The 14,597-nt window shown below is 70.9% G+C and carries 14 protein-coding genes; 11 read left to right on the forward strand and 3 right to left on the reverse strand.

The window, feature by feature from the left end; genetic code table 11:
- Positions 1-240: 240 nt before the first annotated feature.
- From rarD to BA895_RS18385, 3 genes are read right to left on the reverse strand one after another with little or no spacing between them, the layout of a single operon-like run.
- On the reverse strand, positions 241-1,233 hold the full coding sequence (gene rarD / locus BA895_RS18375; protein WP_371327739.1) for an EamA family transporter RarD: 993 nt from the start codon (positions 1,231-1,233) through the stop codon (positions 241-243).
- Positions 1,230-2,336, reverse strand: a complete 1,107-nt coding sequence (locus BA895_RS18380; RefSeq protein ID WP_083283530.1) for a 2-oxoacid:ferredoxin oxidoreductase subunit beta — start codon at positions 2,334-2,336, stop codon at positions 1,230-1,232. Before BA895_RS18380 ends, rarD begins: the two co-directional genes overlap by 4 nt.
- Complete coding sequence (locus BA895_RS18385) at positions 2,333-4,231, reverse strand: 2-oxoacid:acceptor oxidoreductase subunit alpha (RefSeq protein ID WP_070193339.1); 1,899 nt, start codon at positions 4,229-4,231, stop codon at positions 2,333-2,335. Before BA895_RS18385 ends, BA895_RS18380 begins: the two co-directional genes overlap by 4 nt.
- Before the next feature lie 503 nt (positions 4,232-4,734).
- On the opposite strand from BA895_RS18385, the gene BA895_RS18390 reads away from it, so the two are divergent.
- The 11 genes from BA895_RS18390 to BA895_RS18435 all read left to right on the forward strand — a co-directional run bounded on the left by BA895_RS18390 (position 4,735) and on the right by BA895_RS18435 (position 14,560).
- Entirely contained in the window at positions 4,735-5,094 is a 360-nt protein-coding gene (locus tag BA895_RS18390) for an NADH-quinone oxidoreductase subunit A (protein WP_070193340.1), read from the forward strand.
- 86 nt (positions 5,095-5,180) lie between these two features.
- Positions 5,181-5,786, forward strand: coding sequence for an NADH-quinone oxidoreductase subunit B (locus BA895_RS18395; RefSeq protein WP_254666565.1), 606 nt, complete (start codon positions 5,181-5,183; stop codon positions 5,784-5,786).
- Entirely contained in the window at positions 5,783-6,316 is a 534-nt protein-coding gene (locus BA895_RS18400; protein WP_070193342.1) for an NADH-quinone oxidoreductase subunit C, read from the forward strand. The genes BA895_RS18395 and BA895_RS18400 overlap by 4 nt, the downstream gene beginning before the upstream one ends.
- A complete protein-coding gene (locus BA895_RS18405; RefSeq protein ID WP_070193343.1) occupies positions 6,313-7,311 on the forward strand; it encodes a complex I subunit 1 family protein in 999 nt (332 codons plus the stop codon). Before BA895_RS18400 ends, BA895_RS18405 begins: the two co-directional genes overlap by 4 nt.
- 5 nt (positions 7,312-7,316) lie before the next feature.
- Positions 7,317-7,631 carry a hypothetical protein gene (locus tag BA895_RS23710; RefSeq protein ID WP_139142766.1) on the forward strand — a complete coding sequence of 105 codons (315 nt, stop codon included), beginning with the start codon at positions 7,317-7,319 and terminating at the stop codon, positions 7,629-7,631.
- On the forward strand, positions 7,624-8,529 hold the full coding sequence (locus BA895_RS24595; protein ID WP_254666550.1) for an NADH-quinone oxidoreductase subunit I: 906 nt from the start codon (positions 7,624-7,626) through the stop codon (positions 8,527-8,529). The genes BA895_RS23710 and BA895_RS24595 overlap by 8 nt, the downstream gene beginning before the upstream one ends.
- Entirely contained in the window at positions 8,526-9,050 is a 525-nt protein-coding gene (locus tag BA895_RS18415) for an NADH-quinone oxidoreductase subunit J (RefSeq protein ID WP_070193344.1), read from the forward strand. The genes BA895_RS24595 and BA895_RS18415 overlap by 4 nt, the downstream gene beginning before the upstream one ends.
- Positions 9,050-9,448, forward strand: coding sequence for an NADH-quinone oxidoreductase subunit NuoK (nuoK, locus tag BA895_RS18420; protein ID WP_070193345.1), 399 nt, complete (start codon positions 9,050-9,052; stop codon positions 9,446-9,448). Before BA895_RS18415 ends, nuoK begins: the two co-directional genes overlap by 1 nt.
- Complete coding sequence (locus tag BA895_RS18425; protein WP_070193346.1) at positions 9,445-11,412, forward strand: NADH-quinone oxidoreductase subunit L; 1,968 nt, start codon at positions 9,445-9,447, stop codon at positions 11,410-11,412. Before nuoK ends, BA895_RS18425 begins: the two co-directional genes overlap by 4 nt.
- Positions 11,409-12,923: a NuoM family protein gene (locus BA895_RS18430; protein ID WP_254666551.1), complete on the forward strand. Its 1,515-nt coding sequence runs from the start codon at positions 11,409-11,411 to the stop codon at positions 12,921-12,923. Before BA895_RS18425 ends, BA895_RS18430 begins: the two co-directional genes overlap by 4 nt.
- Positions 12,920-14,560, forward strand: coding sequence for an NADH-quinone oxidoreductase subunit N (locus tag BA895_RS18435; RefSeq protein ID WP_070193347.1), 1,641 nt, complete (start codon positions 12,920-12,922; stop codon positions 14,558-14,560). Before BA895_RS18430 ends, BA895_RS18435 begins: the two co-directional genes overlap by 4 nt.
- The last annotated feature ends 37 nt before the right edge of the window (positions 14,561-14,597 follow it).

The raw sequence follows: 14,597 nt of genomic DNA on the forward strand, positions 1-14,597 counted from the left end.
TATACCGTAAGCTGCCGTCGTTGGCAACCCCATCTGGTGCGAACCATAGGTTCGCAGCGACCCTGGCCGCGTGGGAATCGCGAATACTCGATGCGAACGTCTGCGTGCGAACCCCGCAGATGCCGCAGATGCCGCATTCGGACCCGGTCGGGCTCGAGCGGCATCCGATCTCAGGTGGGAGCATCCCCCGGGGATGGGCGGCCTACGCTGCTCGAGTCAGGTGCTGACGGTCGGGCTGGGTCAGCGGGGGCAGCCTTCGACCGGCACGGCGGCGCGTCGGGAGGCCCGCACCCCGACGAGAGAGTCGACGGTCAGCACGACCAGCGCGACCCACACGATGCCGAAGCCGATCCAGCGCTCGCGCGGCATGTGCTCACCCAGGAAGAGCACGGCGCAGAGCAGCTGCATGACCGGGGTGATGAACTGGAGCAACCCGATGGTGACGAGGGGGATGCGGCGAGCGGCGGCCGCGAAACAGAGCAGGGGGATCGCCGTGGCGATGCCCGAGCCCACCAGCAGCGCCGTGTGCACGCCTCCGTGCTGGCCGAAGGCGAGACCGCCGGTGTGGTTGACCACGACGAGCACGACCACGGCGACCGGGGCCAGCACGACGGTTTCGATGGTGAGCCCGTGCAGCGCCTCGAGGGTGGCGCCGACCTTCTTCTTGATCAGGCCGTAGGTCGCGAACGAGATGGCGAGGGTCAGGGCGACCACGGGCACCTTGCCGCCCACGACGCCGAGGTAGACGCCGGCGATGACGCCGACGCCGACGGCGGCCCACTGCAGCACGCGCAGCCGTTCGCCGAGCACGACCACCCCCAGCGCGACGGTGACGAGGGGGTTGAGGAAGTAGCCGAGGGCGGCGTCGCTGGTGTTGCCCGAGGTCACGGCCGCCACGTAGACGGTCCAGTTGACGGCCAGGAAGATCGCGGCGACCGTGATGCCGGCGATCAGCTTCGGGCGCCGCAACATCGGCCGGACCCACGCGAAGTCCCGGCGAAAGACGAGCACGATCGCGCAGAAGAGCAGGGTCCACAGGATGCGGTGGGCCAGGATCTCCCAGGCACCGGCCGGCTTCAGGGCGTCGAAGTAGAGCGGGAAGAGGCCCCACAGGCCGTAAGCGGCGAACCCGAACAGTGTGCCCTTGCCCACCTCGTTCGATGGCGCACCTGGCGCACCTGGCGCACCTGATGCCGAGGCGGTGGCCGACGCCAGCGTGTGGCGGGCGGTCACGCTCCCACGGTCCAGGTGTCCCTCCCGGCGAGCAGGGCGTCGATGTCGGCGTCCGTGACCGTGCCGGTGCGTGACGCCGCGATCTGTTCGCGGAGCCCGTCGTCGTAGGTTGGGCGTTGCACGTCGCGGAACACGCCCATCGGCACGTGGCCCAGGTCGGGGCTGTCGAGCCGAGAGAGCGCGAAAGCAGCAGAGGGGTCGTCGGCGCCTGGGTCGTGCACCACGATCCGGGTCGGGTCGGCCTCTGCTCGCGGCACGAACGAGAGCAAACCCCGGTCGTCGCGCACGACGACGTTCTCGCCGGCGCCCACCTGCTCACCGTCGACGAGGTGCAGGATGCGGGCGGCGGCCTCAGTGCGGTCCTTCAGCACGTCGAACACCCCGTCGTTGAAGATCGGGCAGTTCTGGTAGATCTCGACGAGCGCCGAGCCGCGGTGCTCAGCGGCGGCGCGAAGCACGCCCGTCAGGTGTTGGCGGTCGGAGTCCATGGTGCGCGCCACGAAGGTGGCCTCGGCGCCCAGCGCGAGGGAGACGGGGTTGAACGGCCGGTCGACCGACCCGAGCGGTGAGCTTTTCGTAACCTGCCCGACGTGCGAGGTGGGGGAGTACTGGCCCTTCGTCAGGCCGTAGATCTCGTTGTTGAACAACAAGATCTTGAGGTTGACGTTGCGGCGCAGGGCGTGGATCAGGTGGTTGCCCCCGATGGACAGGGCGTCGCCGTCGCCGGTGATGACCCACACCGAGAGGTCGGGCCGGGTCGAGGCGAGGCCGGTGGCGATCGCGGGGGCCCGGCCGTGGATCGAGTGCATCCCGTAGGTGTCGAGGTAGTACGGGAAGCGCGAGCTGCACCCGATTCCCGAGACGAACACGATGTTCTCGCGTTTGAGCCCGAGCTCGGGCAGGAAGCCCTGCACGGCGGCCAGAATCACGTAGTCACCGCAGCCGGGGCACCAGCGCACCTCCTGGTCGGAGGTGAAGTCCCTCTTCGTCAGGGTGACGTCGTCGCCGAGCCGCGGCACACCCGCTGTTCCGGTGAGGCTATTGATGCCCGCTGTGCCATGGGCGTCTGGTGAGCGCAGCGGCATCCCCAGTTCGGTGGTCATGTGGCGGACTCCTTCAGGGGCTCGTTCGATACGGACGTCACGGCGGCGGTGATGACGTCGGCCAGCTCGCCCGACTGGAAGGGCAGGCCGCGCACGGAGGTGTGCGACTCGACGTCGACGAGGTACTTCGCCCGCAGCAGCATCGCGAGCTGGCCGAGGTTCATCTCGGGAACGATGACGCGCTCGTAGGCGCGCAGCACCTCGCCCGTGTTGGCCGGGAACGGGTTGAGGTGGCGCAGGTGAGCCTGTGCCACCTTCACGCCGCTGGCCCGAGCCACCCGCACCGCGGCGGCGATGGGGCCGTAGGTTGAGCCCCAGCCGAGCACGAGCACCTCGGCGTCACCGGTCGGGTCGTCGACCGAGAGCGGCGCGATGGTGTCGGCGATGCCGTCGATCTTGGCCTGACGCAGCCTGGTCATGTGGTCGTGGTTGTCGGGGTCGTACGAGATGTTGCCGGTGATGTCGGCCTTCTCGATGCCGCCCACGCGGTGCTCGAGGCCGGGGGTGCCGGGGATGGCCCACGGTCGCGCGAGGGTGTCGGGGTCACGCAGGTAGGGGTGGAACACCGGGGCTCCCTTGGCGTCGACCCCGTTCGGCTCGGTCGCGAACTCGACGGTGATGTCGGGCAGCTCGCTCGTCTTCGGCAGCTTCCACGGCTCGGAGCCGTTGGCCAGGTAGCCGTCGGAGAGCACGATCACCGGCGTGCGGTAGGTCGTCGCGATGCGCACCGCCTCGACGGCGATGTCGAAGCAGTCGGAGGGGGTCGAGGGCGCCACCACGGCGACCGGGGACTCGCCGTTGCGCCCGAAGAGCGCCTGGAGCAGGTCGGCCTGCTCGGTCTTGGTGGGCAGACCGGTGGAGGGCCCGCCGCGCTGGATGTCGCAGACGACGAGCGGCAGCTCGAGCGACACGGCCAGGCCGATCGTCTCGGCCTTGAGCGCGAGACCCGGGCCGGAGGTGGTGGTCACGCCGAGGGCGCCGCCGAAGCTGGCTCCCAGGGCCGCCCCTACCCCAGCAATCTCGTCTTCGGCCTGCATCGTCGCGACGCCGTAGCGCTTGAGCCCGGCGAGGGTGTGCAGGATGTCGGATGCCGGGGTGATCGGGTAGCTGCCGAGGAACAGGGGGAGGCCGGCGCGGTGCGCGGCGGCGACCAGGCCGAGCGAGAGCGCCACGTTGCCGGTGACGTTGCGGTAGGTGCCGGCATCCATCGTCGCCGGTGCCACCTCGTAGGAGACGGAGAAGTCCTCGGTGGTCTCGCCGTAGTTGAAGCCGGCCCGCAACGCGGTCAGGTTGGCCTCGAGGATGTCGGGCTTGTCGGCGAACTTGCTCTTGAGGAAGGCCTCAGTGCCGTCGGTCGGACGGGTGTAGAGCCACGAGAGCAGCCCGAGCGCGAACATGTTCTTCGCGCGTTCCTTCTCCTTACGGCTCAGCTCGGTGAACGCAGCCAGCGACTCGACAGCGATCGAGGTGAGGGCCACCGGGTGCACGTGCCACGACTCGAGCGACCCGTCGTCGAGCGGGCTGATCGTGTAGCCCACCTTCGAGAGGTTGCGCTTGCTGAACTCGTCGGTGTTGACGATGATCGTCGCGCCGCGGGGCAGGTCGCTCAGGTTCGCCTTGAGGGCGGCGGGGTTCATCGCGACGAGCACGTCGGGGGCATCGCCGGGCGTGAGCACGCTGTGGTCGGCGAAGTGCAGCTGGAAGCTCGACACGCCAGGCAGCGTGCCCTGGGGCGCCCGGATCTCGGCCGGGAAGTTGGGCAGCGTGGAGAGGTCGTTGCCGAGCAGTGCCGTCTCTGAGGTGAACCGGTCGCCGGTGAGCTGCATGCCGTCGCCGGAGTCGCCGGCGAAGCGGATGACCACGCGATCGAGCTGCTGGACCAGTTTGGTGCTCATGCGATGCGACGCCCTCGAACTTCCGACCGATTCACTGTGTTGCCGACGAGTTGCCGATGTGAGGCGCGATCGACGATTCACTGCCGATTCTCTGCCTCATACCTCGCAACGCGAGCAATTTCCATGGTATTCCGTGTCTGGGCTCGACTCGTGGAGGCTGTCACGTCGTGGACACGCAGCTGCTTCGAAGGGGGAGGGCTCGACGAGGCTGGCGGGCGACCGCCCCGGAGCGCGCGGCCTGTCCAACCGCTCGTGTAGGCACCCGCCTGGCGTGAGGCAGACGGTTGTTCCGCACGAAGGCACTTCTCAGCCCGGGCCCGGCGGCTGCACGGTGCCTCGCCGGCACGTCCGCCTTCAGGGGTCGGACCGGCGGCCGGGGGTGGCTGGCGTCCGCACACCACCGCGGTCTGGATGCCGGTCGTCCAGCTCGTCGTCGCCGACCCGGCCCTCGTCACCGCGCCCTTCCACCCTGCTCCCGGGCCCGACTGACTAGGCTGGCCCGCATGTCCGGCTACGTGACGATCACAGCAGTGCTCGCAGCCGGAGTACTCCTTTTCGTGGCCGCCATGACCGTGCGCCGCCTGCTCGCGCCGCGCGCCCCCACCGCCATGAAGGCGACCACGTACGAGTCGGGCGTCGACCCTGTGGGTGAGGGCTGGGCTCAGACCAAGGTGCGCTACTTCGTCTTTGCCTTTCTCTACGTGATCTTCGCCGTCGACGCCGTCTACCTCTTCCCGTGGGCCCTGGTGCTCCGTTCGCCCGAGATCGGCTCGGCCAGCCTCGTCGAGATGGCGATCTTCATCGGCGTCATCCTGCTCGGTCTGGGACACGCCGCCCGCCGCGGACTGCTGAGGTGGGTGTGATGACGGCATCCGGCCCGGGGAGCACCAGCGGGCGCGCGGTTGACCTCCCGCTTCCCGTACTGAGGCCCGTCGACCCCGACGCGAGCATGGGCGTCGTCGCAGAGCACGCCCCCAAACCGATCCGGGTGGTGCTCAACTGGGGGCGGCGCTACTCCCTGTGGGTCTTCAACTTCGGCCTCGCCTGCTGTGCCATCGAGTTCATCGCCGCCTCGATGGGTCGGCACGACTTCATCCGTCTCGGCGTGATCCCGTTCGCTCCCGGCCCGCGCCAGGCCGACCTGATGGTCGTGTCGGGCACCGTCACCGACAAGATGGCCCCGGCGATCCGGCGCCTCTACGACCAGATGCCCGAGCCGAAGTACGTCATCTCGTTCGGCGCGTGCTCGAACTCGGGCGGGCCCTACTGGGACAGCTACTCCGTCACCAAGGGGGTCGACCAGATCGTGCCGGTCGACGTGTACGTGCCCGGCTGCCCGCCGCGGCCGGAGGCGCTGTTGCACGGCATCATCCGTCTCCAGGAGCAGATCGCGAACGAACGGCTCTCGACCCAGAAGCTGCGCCGCAAGTACGCCGGAACCCGAGTCGGAGACGCGGGCGACCTGCGTCGACCGCTGGTCGGCAAGCCCAGCCCAAGACGTGAAGCGCGTTCGGGCGGAACGGCATCCGCCCCCCGTGACGGTGGTCGGGCGTGAAGGTGACCGACGTGCGCGAGGTGCCGTTCGGTGAGTGGAGTGCCACCGTGCTGGCCGTGCGCGAGGACGGCTTCACCTTCTTCGACTGGCTGAGCGCCGTCGACCAGACCGACGCCGAGGCGGATGCCGGTTTCGACCTCGTGTGCCACCTGATCGACGTCGGTGTGCCGGCCGACGGGCGCGGGCTGCGTTCGGTGCTGCTGCGAACCCGCGCCGCCGACGGCGCAGCGGTGCCGTCACTGACCGGGGTCTTCGCGGGCGCCGCCTGGCACGAGCGCGAGACGCACGAGATGTTCGGCATCGACTTCGACGGGTTCGACGACGGCACCGGCCTCGGCCTGCGACCCCTGCTGCTCCCCGACGGGTTCGAGGGCACGCCCCTGCGCAAGTCGTTCATGCTGGCCGCCCGCGCCTCGAAGGCCTGGCCCGGCGCCAAGGAGCCCGGCGAGGGCCACGAGAGCACCAAAGCGCCGGGCCGGCGCCGCGTGCAGGCGCCGGGTGTGCCCAGCCCCGACTGGGGGCCGCGATGACCGGGCTCAGCCTGCCGTTCGACCTCACCCTCACCATCGACCCCTGGCTCGAGGTGGTGCTGCGTGCGGTCGCCGTGCTGGCGGCTTTTCTCGTGCTGCCCCTGCTCGTCGGCCAGACCGAGCACAAGGTGATGGCGCACATGCAGGGGCGGCTGGGCCCGATGTACGCCGGCGGCTTCCACGGCTGGGCCCAGCTGGTGGCCGACGGCGTGAAGTTCGTGCAGAAGGAGGACGTCACCCCGGCCCGGGCTGACCGGTGGGTCTTCCGCCTCGCGCCTGCGGTGGCCCTCGTGCCCTACCTCGTGGCGCTCGCGGTCATCCCGCTCTCGCCCACCGTGGTCGGGGCCGACGTCGACGCCAGCGCCCTGTTCGTGCTGGCCGTGATCGGGGTCGGCATCATCGGCACGCTGATGGCCGGGTGGGCCTCGGCGAACAAGTACTCGCTGCTCGGGGCCATGCGGGCCGGGGCGCAGCTCGTGAGCTACGAGCTGCCGATGGTGCTGGCCGTCGCCTCGGTAGCGCTGGCCGCCGGCACCCTGTCACTGATCGGCATCACCGCCGCCTGGAACCCCTGGTGGCTGCTCTGGCAGCTTCCGGGCGGGTTCGTCTTCCTCGTCTCGGCGCTCGCCGAGCTGCAACGGCCGCCCTTCGACATGCCGGTGGCCGACTCCGAGATCGTCTTCGGCGCCTTCACCGAGTACACCGGCCTGCGGTTCGCCTTCTTCCTGCTCGCCGAGTACGCGGGCATCGTCGTCATGTCGCTGCTGTTCGCGGTGCTCTACCTCGGCGGGCCGGCGGGCTGGCACGCCGACGGGCTGGGCTGGCTCTGGACCCTGCTCAAGGGTTTCGCCGTCGCCGTGGTCGTCATCTGGCTGCGCGTGTCGTGGCCGCGCATGAGAGAAGACCAGCTGCAGCGGCTGGCCTGGGTGTGGCTCGTGCCGATCGCCCTGGCCCAGCTCGCCCTCACAGCCATCGTCGTGGTGATGACGCAATGACTCACGTGACCCACCCGACCCACCTGCACCCGAAACCACGACACCAACTGCGCGACGCGCGGCGCGACGCGCAACCAGTGTCGAAACCACGACACCAACTGCGCGACGCGCGGCGCGACGCGCAACCAGTGTCGAAACCACGACACCAACTGCGCGACGCGCGGCGCGACGCGCAACCAGTGTCGAAACCACGACACCAACTGCGCGACGCGCGGCGCGACGCGCAACCGGTGTCGAAACCACGACACCAACTGCGCGACGCGCGGCGCGACGCGCAAGGAGTGCTGCAACCCGGCGCGACGAGGAGAGACCATGGCTGACGGCATCCTGCCCGGGCTCATCAAGGGGCTCGCGACCACGGCGAAGTCTCTGACCCGGCACGCCCACACGGCCGAGTACCCCGACGTCTCACCGGCGCTGCCCCCTCGCTCGCGGGGCGTCATCGCACTGACCGAGGAGAACTGCACCTCGTGCATGCTCTGCGCCCGGGAGTGCCCCGACTGGTGCATCTACATCGACTCGCACAAGGAGGAGCTGCCTCCGACGACCCCCGGCGGGCGGGCCCGGCAGCGCAACGTGCTTGATCGCTTCGCCATCGACTTCTCGCTGTGCATGTACTGCAGCATCTGCATCGAGGTGTGTCCCTTCGACGCGCTGCACTGGAGCCCGGAGTTCGAGTACGCCGAGACCGACATTCGCGACCTGTTGCACGAGAAGGACCGGCTCGGGGCCTGGATGGCGACGGTGCCTCCTCCGTCGGCCCTCGACGCCGGCAGCGCCGACCCGGCCGAGGTGGCGGCCGCGGCCAAACCGCCCCGAGGCTCTGGAGCCGGTGCCGCCGGCTCCGCCCCTCGGCCCGCACGGGTGAGACCTGCGGGAGCGGCGCCCGCCACGCGGCCGGTTGGAGCGGTACCCACCGCGCGAGCGGCGGCCGCGGCGGCCACCCGTTCGCGCGAGGACGAAGCCGACCGGGGCGATGATGCCAGCGGCGTCGGCGGCGCTGAACGCACCGGCGTGCCCGAGCCGACCGTCCGTGACGACCGTGATGACCGTGATGACCATGCCGATGGTGCAGAAGCAGGCCCGCCCCCGGCCCGGCCCCGACGGGTGGTCGACCCGACCCGTGTGCTGCCGATCGTGCGGCCGGGGTCACCGAGCCACCTGCCGAGCGATCCGCCGACCGATGCGCCGAGCGACCCGGGGGAGGGCCGCGAGTGACGACCCGCGACATCGTCTTCGTCGTCGTCGGCGCCATCACCGCACTCTCTGCGCTGCTCTCCGTGACGACCCGCCATGTGGTGCACGCCGCCCTGTGGCTGCTCGTCTCGCTCGGGTCGCTCGCCGGCTGCTACCTCGTGCTGGGTCAGGAGCTGGTCGCCCTCGTGCAGCTGTTGGTCTACGTCGGCGCCATCGTTGTGCTCGTGCTCTTCGCCCTCATGCTCACGCGGGCACCGATCGGCCCCAACCCTGACATCAGCACCCCGCCGTGGCAGAGGGTCGTGGCCGTCGTGCTGGGTGGCGCCACCACGGCCCTGCTCGCGGCGACGTTGCTTCCGGTGCTGTCTGGGGTCACCGTCGACCTCGATCGACCCCGCAGCGGCACCCTGCAGATCGCCCAGGCCGTGTTCGGCACCTGGGTGTGGCCTTTCGAGCTGCTCTCGGTGTTGCTGCTCGTCGCCCTGATCGGTGCCTTCGCGGTGTCGCGGCTCGTGATCCGTCAGGGGGTCGACGCCCCGTGATGCACCTGCAGTACCCCCTGGCCCTGGCCGCCCTGCTCGCTGGCATCGGCGTCTTCGGGGTGCTGGCTCGCCGCAATGCCGTGCTGGTGCTCATCGGCGTCGAGCTGATCCTCAACGCCGCGAACCTTATTCTTGTGACGGTCGGCTCGCAGCCTGATGCCCCCTTCGCCGCCGGGCCGGTGCTGACGCTCTTCGTGATTACGATCGCGGCGGCCGAGGTGTGTGTGGCGCTCGCGGTGATCCTGGCGATGTTCCGCGGGCTGGGGCACATCGACCTCACCGCCGACCCCGAGCTGACCGACAACCCTGCTGACGACCCTGCCGCCGACCCTGCCGACGACCCCGACTACGCGACCACCGGCGATCGCGACTCACCTCGAAACGAGGTGGCGTCATGATCGAGGTGGTGCGTCTCGTCGTGCTGCTACCTGCCCTCGCCGGGCTGGCCGGCCTGCTGGCGCGCCGCTCTGCGGTCGCGGCCCGGGCCATCGCCGTCGGCTCGGCCGTGGTCGTGTCGGCCCTGGCCCTGGCCGTGGCCCTGGCCGTCTCACCGATGAACACGGCCGACATCGACTCGGTCGGCGACCTGCCGCTGCGCAACCTCAGTGCGCCGCTGCACCTGCTCTCCGACCAGCTCTCGTCGGTGGTCACGCTGGTGGTCGCTCTCGTCGTGCTCGCCATCCAGGTCTTCACCGTCTGGTACCTGCGGGAGGACCCGCGCTACGCCCAGTTCGCCGCCACCGTGTCGCTCTTCACCGCCGGGATGCTGCTCGTCGTGGCGTCGGCTGACCTGGCCCTGACTCTCGTCGGCTGGGAGGTCATGGGCTGGTGCTCGTGGTTGCTCATCGGTCACGACAGCGAACGTCGGTCGGCGCGGCGGGCGGCCCACAAGGCATTTCTGGTCACGAGCGTCGCCGACATCGCCATGGTGGTGGGCCTCATCGCGCTCTCGGTACGGGCCCGCAGCACCGACCTGCTCGACGTGCTCACGGTGCCGATGCTGCCCGGCGCCGATGCCGTGCTGACCGTCGGACTCATCTGCGTCGTGATCGGGGTGGCCGGTAAGTCGGGGCTCGTGCCGTTCCACGACTGGCTGCCCGACGCGATGGAGGGCCCGACCCCGGCCTCCGCCCTGATCCACGCCGCCACCATGGTCGCGGCCGGTACCTACGTGATCGCCCGGCTCTTCCCCCTCTACGCGACCGACGAGACCGCGCGCACGGTGCTGGCCGTCCTCGCCGCCGTCACGATGGTCTACGCCGGCCTGCTCGCCTTCGCGCAGACCGATCTGAAGCGGCTGCTGGCCTACTCGACGCTCAGCCAGGTCGCCATCATGCTCGGAGCCCTCGCGGCCGCGCCACCCGAGGTCGGCCCCGTGCCGGCGGTCTCGCACCTGGTCGGCCATGCCTTCTTCAAGGCGCTGCTGTTTCTCGGAGCCGGTTGGCTCGCCGCTCTCGTCGGGGCGACGGCTCTCGAGACGCTGCGCGGCCGCGCTCGCGACCGTCGAGCCCTGCGCCTGGCCATGGCGATCGGTCTCGCCTCGCTGGCCGGGGTGCCGCCGCTCGTCGGCTTCTTCACCAAGGACACCGCGATCGACGCCGCCCTGGAGGGCGCCACCGGCAGCGAGGGCCTACGGGCCTGGGTCGTCGTGGTCGCTCTCTTCGCCACGACGGCCCTGACTGCCGCCTACTGCACCCGGGCCTGGCTTCTGCTCGACACCCCCCGTCCCACTCCCACCCTCACTCCTTCTGCCGCGAACGACTCGTTCGAGGTCGAACACGGTGGTGCACCGGCGCGTTCGCTCACCACCAGCGCGTTCGACGACGCGATGCCGGCCACGCCGCTGGCGGTGGGCGAGCCGGGCGTGCTGGCCGCACACGGCGATCACAAGCCGATCACGTTGACGGCATCCCTGTCGGTCTTCGCCCTGGCCGCCCTGACGGTCTTCGGCACCCTGCTCCTCATGGGGCTCGACGGGGCCGTGCACGTGGGCCTCGCCTCGGCCATCGTGTCGCTGCTGTTGATCGCCGGAGGGTGCTTCGCAGCCTGGTCATGGAGCGATCGCGGGCGTCGCGACGCCGCAGAAAGGCTTCCGTCGCGGCTCCGGGCCGGCGCCGTTGTGGGGTTCGGCGCCGACACCGCCTACGCACGGGTGGGTGCCGGCGTCACCGCACTGGCGCGCCTCGTCGTCGTGCTCGACCGCGACGTGGTGGATGCCTCCCCGCGCGCGCCCGCGGTGGCCGCCCGCCAGCTCGGCCGGGTCGGGGTGCGGGTGCACCGGGCCGTTCCCGCCAGTGCCCTGCTGGGCGTCGTCGTCGGCATCGTCGTCGTAGCCGTGCTGGGGGTGACGGTGTGGCAGTGACCCTGGGTGCCACCGTCATGACGCTGCTCCTGCTCGTTCCCCTGCTGTCGGCTGTGGCGCTCCTCACCCTGCCGTCCACCAGCGGTGGCGACCGCGGGATCGCCCTGGGCGGCTCGCTGGTGACCGCGGTGCTCGCGGTGCTCGTCGTCACGGGCTCCTACCGGGTGGACGTGTCATGGATCCGGTCACTCGGCATCCGATGGCACTTCGCCGTCGACGGTCTGTCGGCGGCCCTGGTGCTGCTGACCGCCCTGCTGACGGTCGCCGTCGTGGTGCACGCCCTCTCCGGACCGACGCCACCAGGCGGCTCTCGATCGACCTACCTGGGTGCCATCCTGCTCGTCGAGACCGGGGCGCTCGCGACCTTCCTGGCCCGCGACGCGGTGCTGTTCTTCATCGCCTTCGAAGTCGTGCTCGTGCCGATGTGGGTGCTGATCCGCCGCTTCGGCGACGACCACGTGGGCGACGACCGCCGCGCCGACGCCGCCGGGCGGTTCGTGCTGTTCACGGTCTTCGGTTCGACCCTGATGCTCATCGGCATCCTGCTGCTCGTCTGGTACCAGGGCACCTCTGATCTCGACACGCTCGCCGGCCTGCACGGCGACGGGCTCTCTCGGCCCGTCCAGGTGACGATCGCCGCGGTGCTGCTCACCGGCCTCGCCATCAAGGTGCCGATCTGGCCCTTGCACACCTGGTTGCCGAGTGCGCACACGATCGCCCCGACGGCCGGCTCGGTGCTGCTCGCGGGGGTACTGCTGAAGATGGGCACCTACGGCATCGTGCGGCTCGCGGTGCCGGCCGTGCCCGAAGGCGTCGCCGCTCTCAGCCCCGCGCTCGCGATCCTCGGCGCGACCGGCATCATCTGGGGCGGACTGGCCTGCCTCGTCGAACGCGACCTCAAGCGGCTCGTCGCCTACAGCTCGGTGGCCCACATGGGCTTCGTCGTGCTCGCGATCGCGTCGGGCAGCGACGCCGGCCTGCAGGCTGCCCTCTTCGGCAACGTGGCCCACGGCGTGGTGTCAGCGCTGCTCTTCTTCGTCGTGGGTGACCTCAAGGAGCGGTGGGGCTCAGCCGACCTGTCCGTGGCGCGCGCAGCGCTGCGCGACAAGACACCCCGCCTCGGCGTCGCGCTCGTCTTCGGCTTCGCAGCCGCTCTAGGCCTGCCGGGTCTGGTCAGCTTCTGGGGCGAGTTCCTGGCCCTCTACGCCGCCTGGTCACCGGCCCCCGGCCGGTCGGTGGCGGTGCTGAGAACGTGTGTCGTCGTCGGCGCGGTCGGCATCGCCCTCGCGGCGGCGTACTCCCTTCGGGTGCTGCGCATCGTCTGGGCCGGCGAAGGCAGCGATGCCGCCACCGGCGATGCCGCGAACGCCGTGCGCGACTCGGCCGGCCCGCGCTGGGGCGTGGTGGTCGCCCTCATCGTCGCCGTCGTCGGTCTCGGTGTCGTGCCGCATCTGCTGCTGAGCATCTCCGAGCTCGACGTGGTCGCCGTGCTCGGCGGGGCCGGCCGATGAACGGGGTCGTCATCGACGTGGGCGCCCTGTGGCCGGCGCTCTTCCCTCTGCTGGGGATCATCGCGGTTCTCGTCGTCGACCTCGTCTCGCCGCGGCTGCGGCAGGCCCCCTTCGCCGTCGCGGTGGTCGCGGCCGGCTTCGGCGCCTGGACCTCGCTGCCGGGCGTGCTTCAGGAAGCCGGTTCGAGCCGGTCGAGCTTCTGCGTGGGACAGCAAGGATGGTTCTCCTCCACGGCGGCTCCGCCGTACCTGACCGACAGCTGCTTCTGGCAGGCCGACTCCCTGGCCAGCGGGCTCCAGCTCGCGGCGAGTCTGGCGGCCGTGGTGTGCCTTCTGCTCGCCTGGCCTTCCACGCGAACCCGGGCGGATGCCGCACCCGGCGGCGGGCCCATGCCGCCGCGGTCGGGGCACACCCGCGAACCGGTCGAGGCCGTGCTGCTGCTCGCGGCGCTGGCCGGAACCGTGGTGCTCGCCGCCAGCCGCGACCTCGGCACGTGGCTCGTCGCCCTCGAGCTGGCCACCCTGCCGGTCATCGCCCTGGTGGCGCTGGCCGGGGGCCGCCGCTCCATCGTCGGGGCCGTGCAGCTGCTCGTCACCTCGCTCGTCTCGTTCGCGTTGCTCGTGCTCGGCGCTGCTCTGTGGTTCGCGGCCACCGGCAGCCCGTTCCTGAGCCCGGATGCCGCGGGCGGCGCGGCCGGCTCTCCCGTGGCCCTCGACAGCGCCGGATCGGCGTCCCTGCTGGCCCTCTCGGTCGTGTTCGTCGTGGCGGGCATCGGGTTCAAGCTCTCGCTGGTGCCGTTCCACGCGTGGACCCCCACGGCCTACGCCGGTGCCACTCTGCCGGTCGCGACCTTCCTGGCCACGGTGTCGAAGATCGGGGCCCTCGCCGCGCTGCTGGTCTTCCTGAGGGCCGTGGCGGTGCTCGGCACCCCTGGCCTGGTGGCCATCGGCGTGCTCTCGGCCCTCAGCATGACCGTCGGCAACCTCATGGCACTGCGGCAGAACGACGTCGTGCTGCTGCTCGCCTGGTCGACCGTGGCGCAGGCCGGCTGGGTGGTGCTGCCGCTCATCAGCGTCTCGCCGCTCGGCACCCGCGCCTCAGCGGCCTACCTGTTGACCTACGTCGCGGCCACCCTCGTGGCTTTCGCCGTGGTCGCCCTCACGATGCGTGACGCCGGGGTCGCCGGGCGGTCCCTGGTCGGCTACGGCGGGCTGTGGCGCCGCCACCCCTGGCGGGCCGGCGCCCTGGGCCTCGCCCTCACCTCCCTGGCCGGTCTACCGCCCGGCATCATCGGTCTCGTCGGCAAGATCGTGGCCCTGCGCCCCGTCGTCTCCGAAGGGTGGGTATGGCTCGCGGTCATCGCGGCCGCGAACGCCGTGCTGGGGGTCGCGGTCTACCTGCGGTGGCTGCGCCCGGTCGTCACCTCGCTCGACGAGGCGTCAGAGTCGGTGACCGTCACCTCGGCGTCGGAGGCGGCCCTGGTCGCCGGCGGCAGTCCCCGCGGTTCGCGCAGTCCCCACAACCCACCCAGCCTCCGAGTCCGACGGGGCGCCCTCGTGGCCGCGCTGGTGATCTCGGCGGCGCTGTTGTTCGTGGTCAGCGTCCAACCCGACCTGCTGCTCGGCGTGCTGGGCTGAGGGCCCCCGCGAGAGCGCTGGGAACGGGCACCGAACG

The organism is Humibacillus sp. DSM 29435 (assembly GCF_001758225.1).
Lineage (GTDB): Bacteria > Actinomycetota > Actinomycetes > Actinomycetales > Dermatophilaceae > DSM-29435.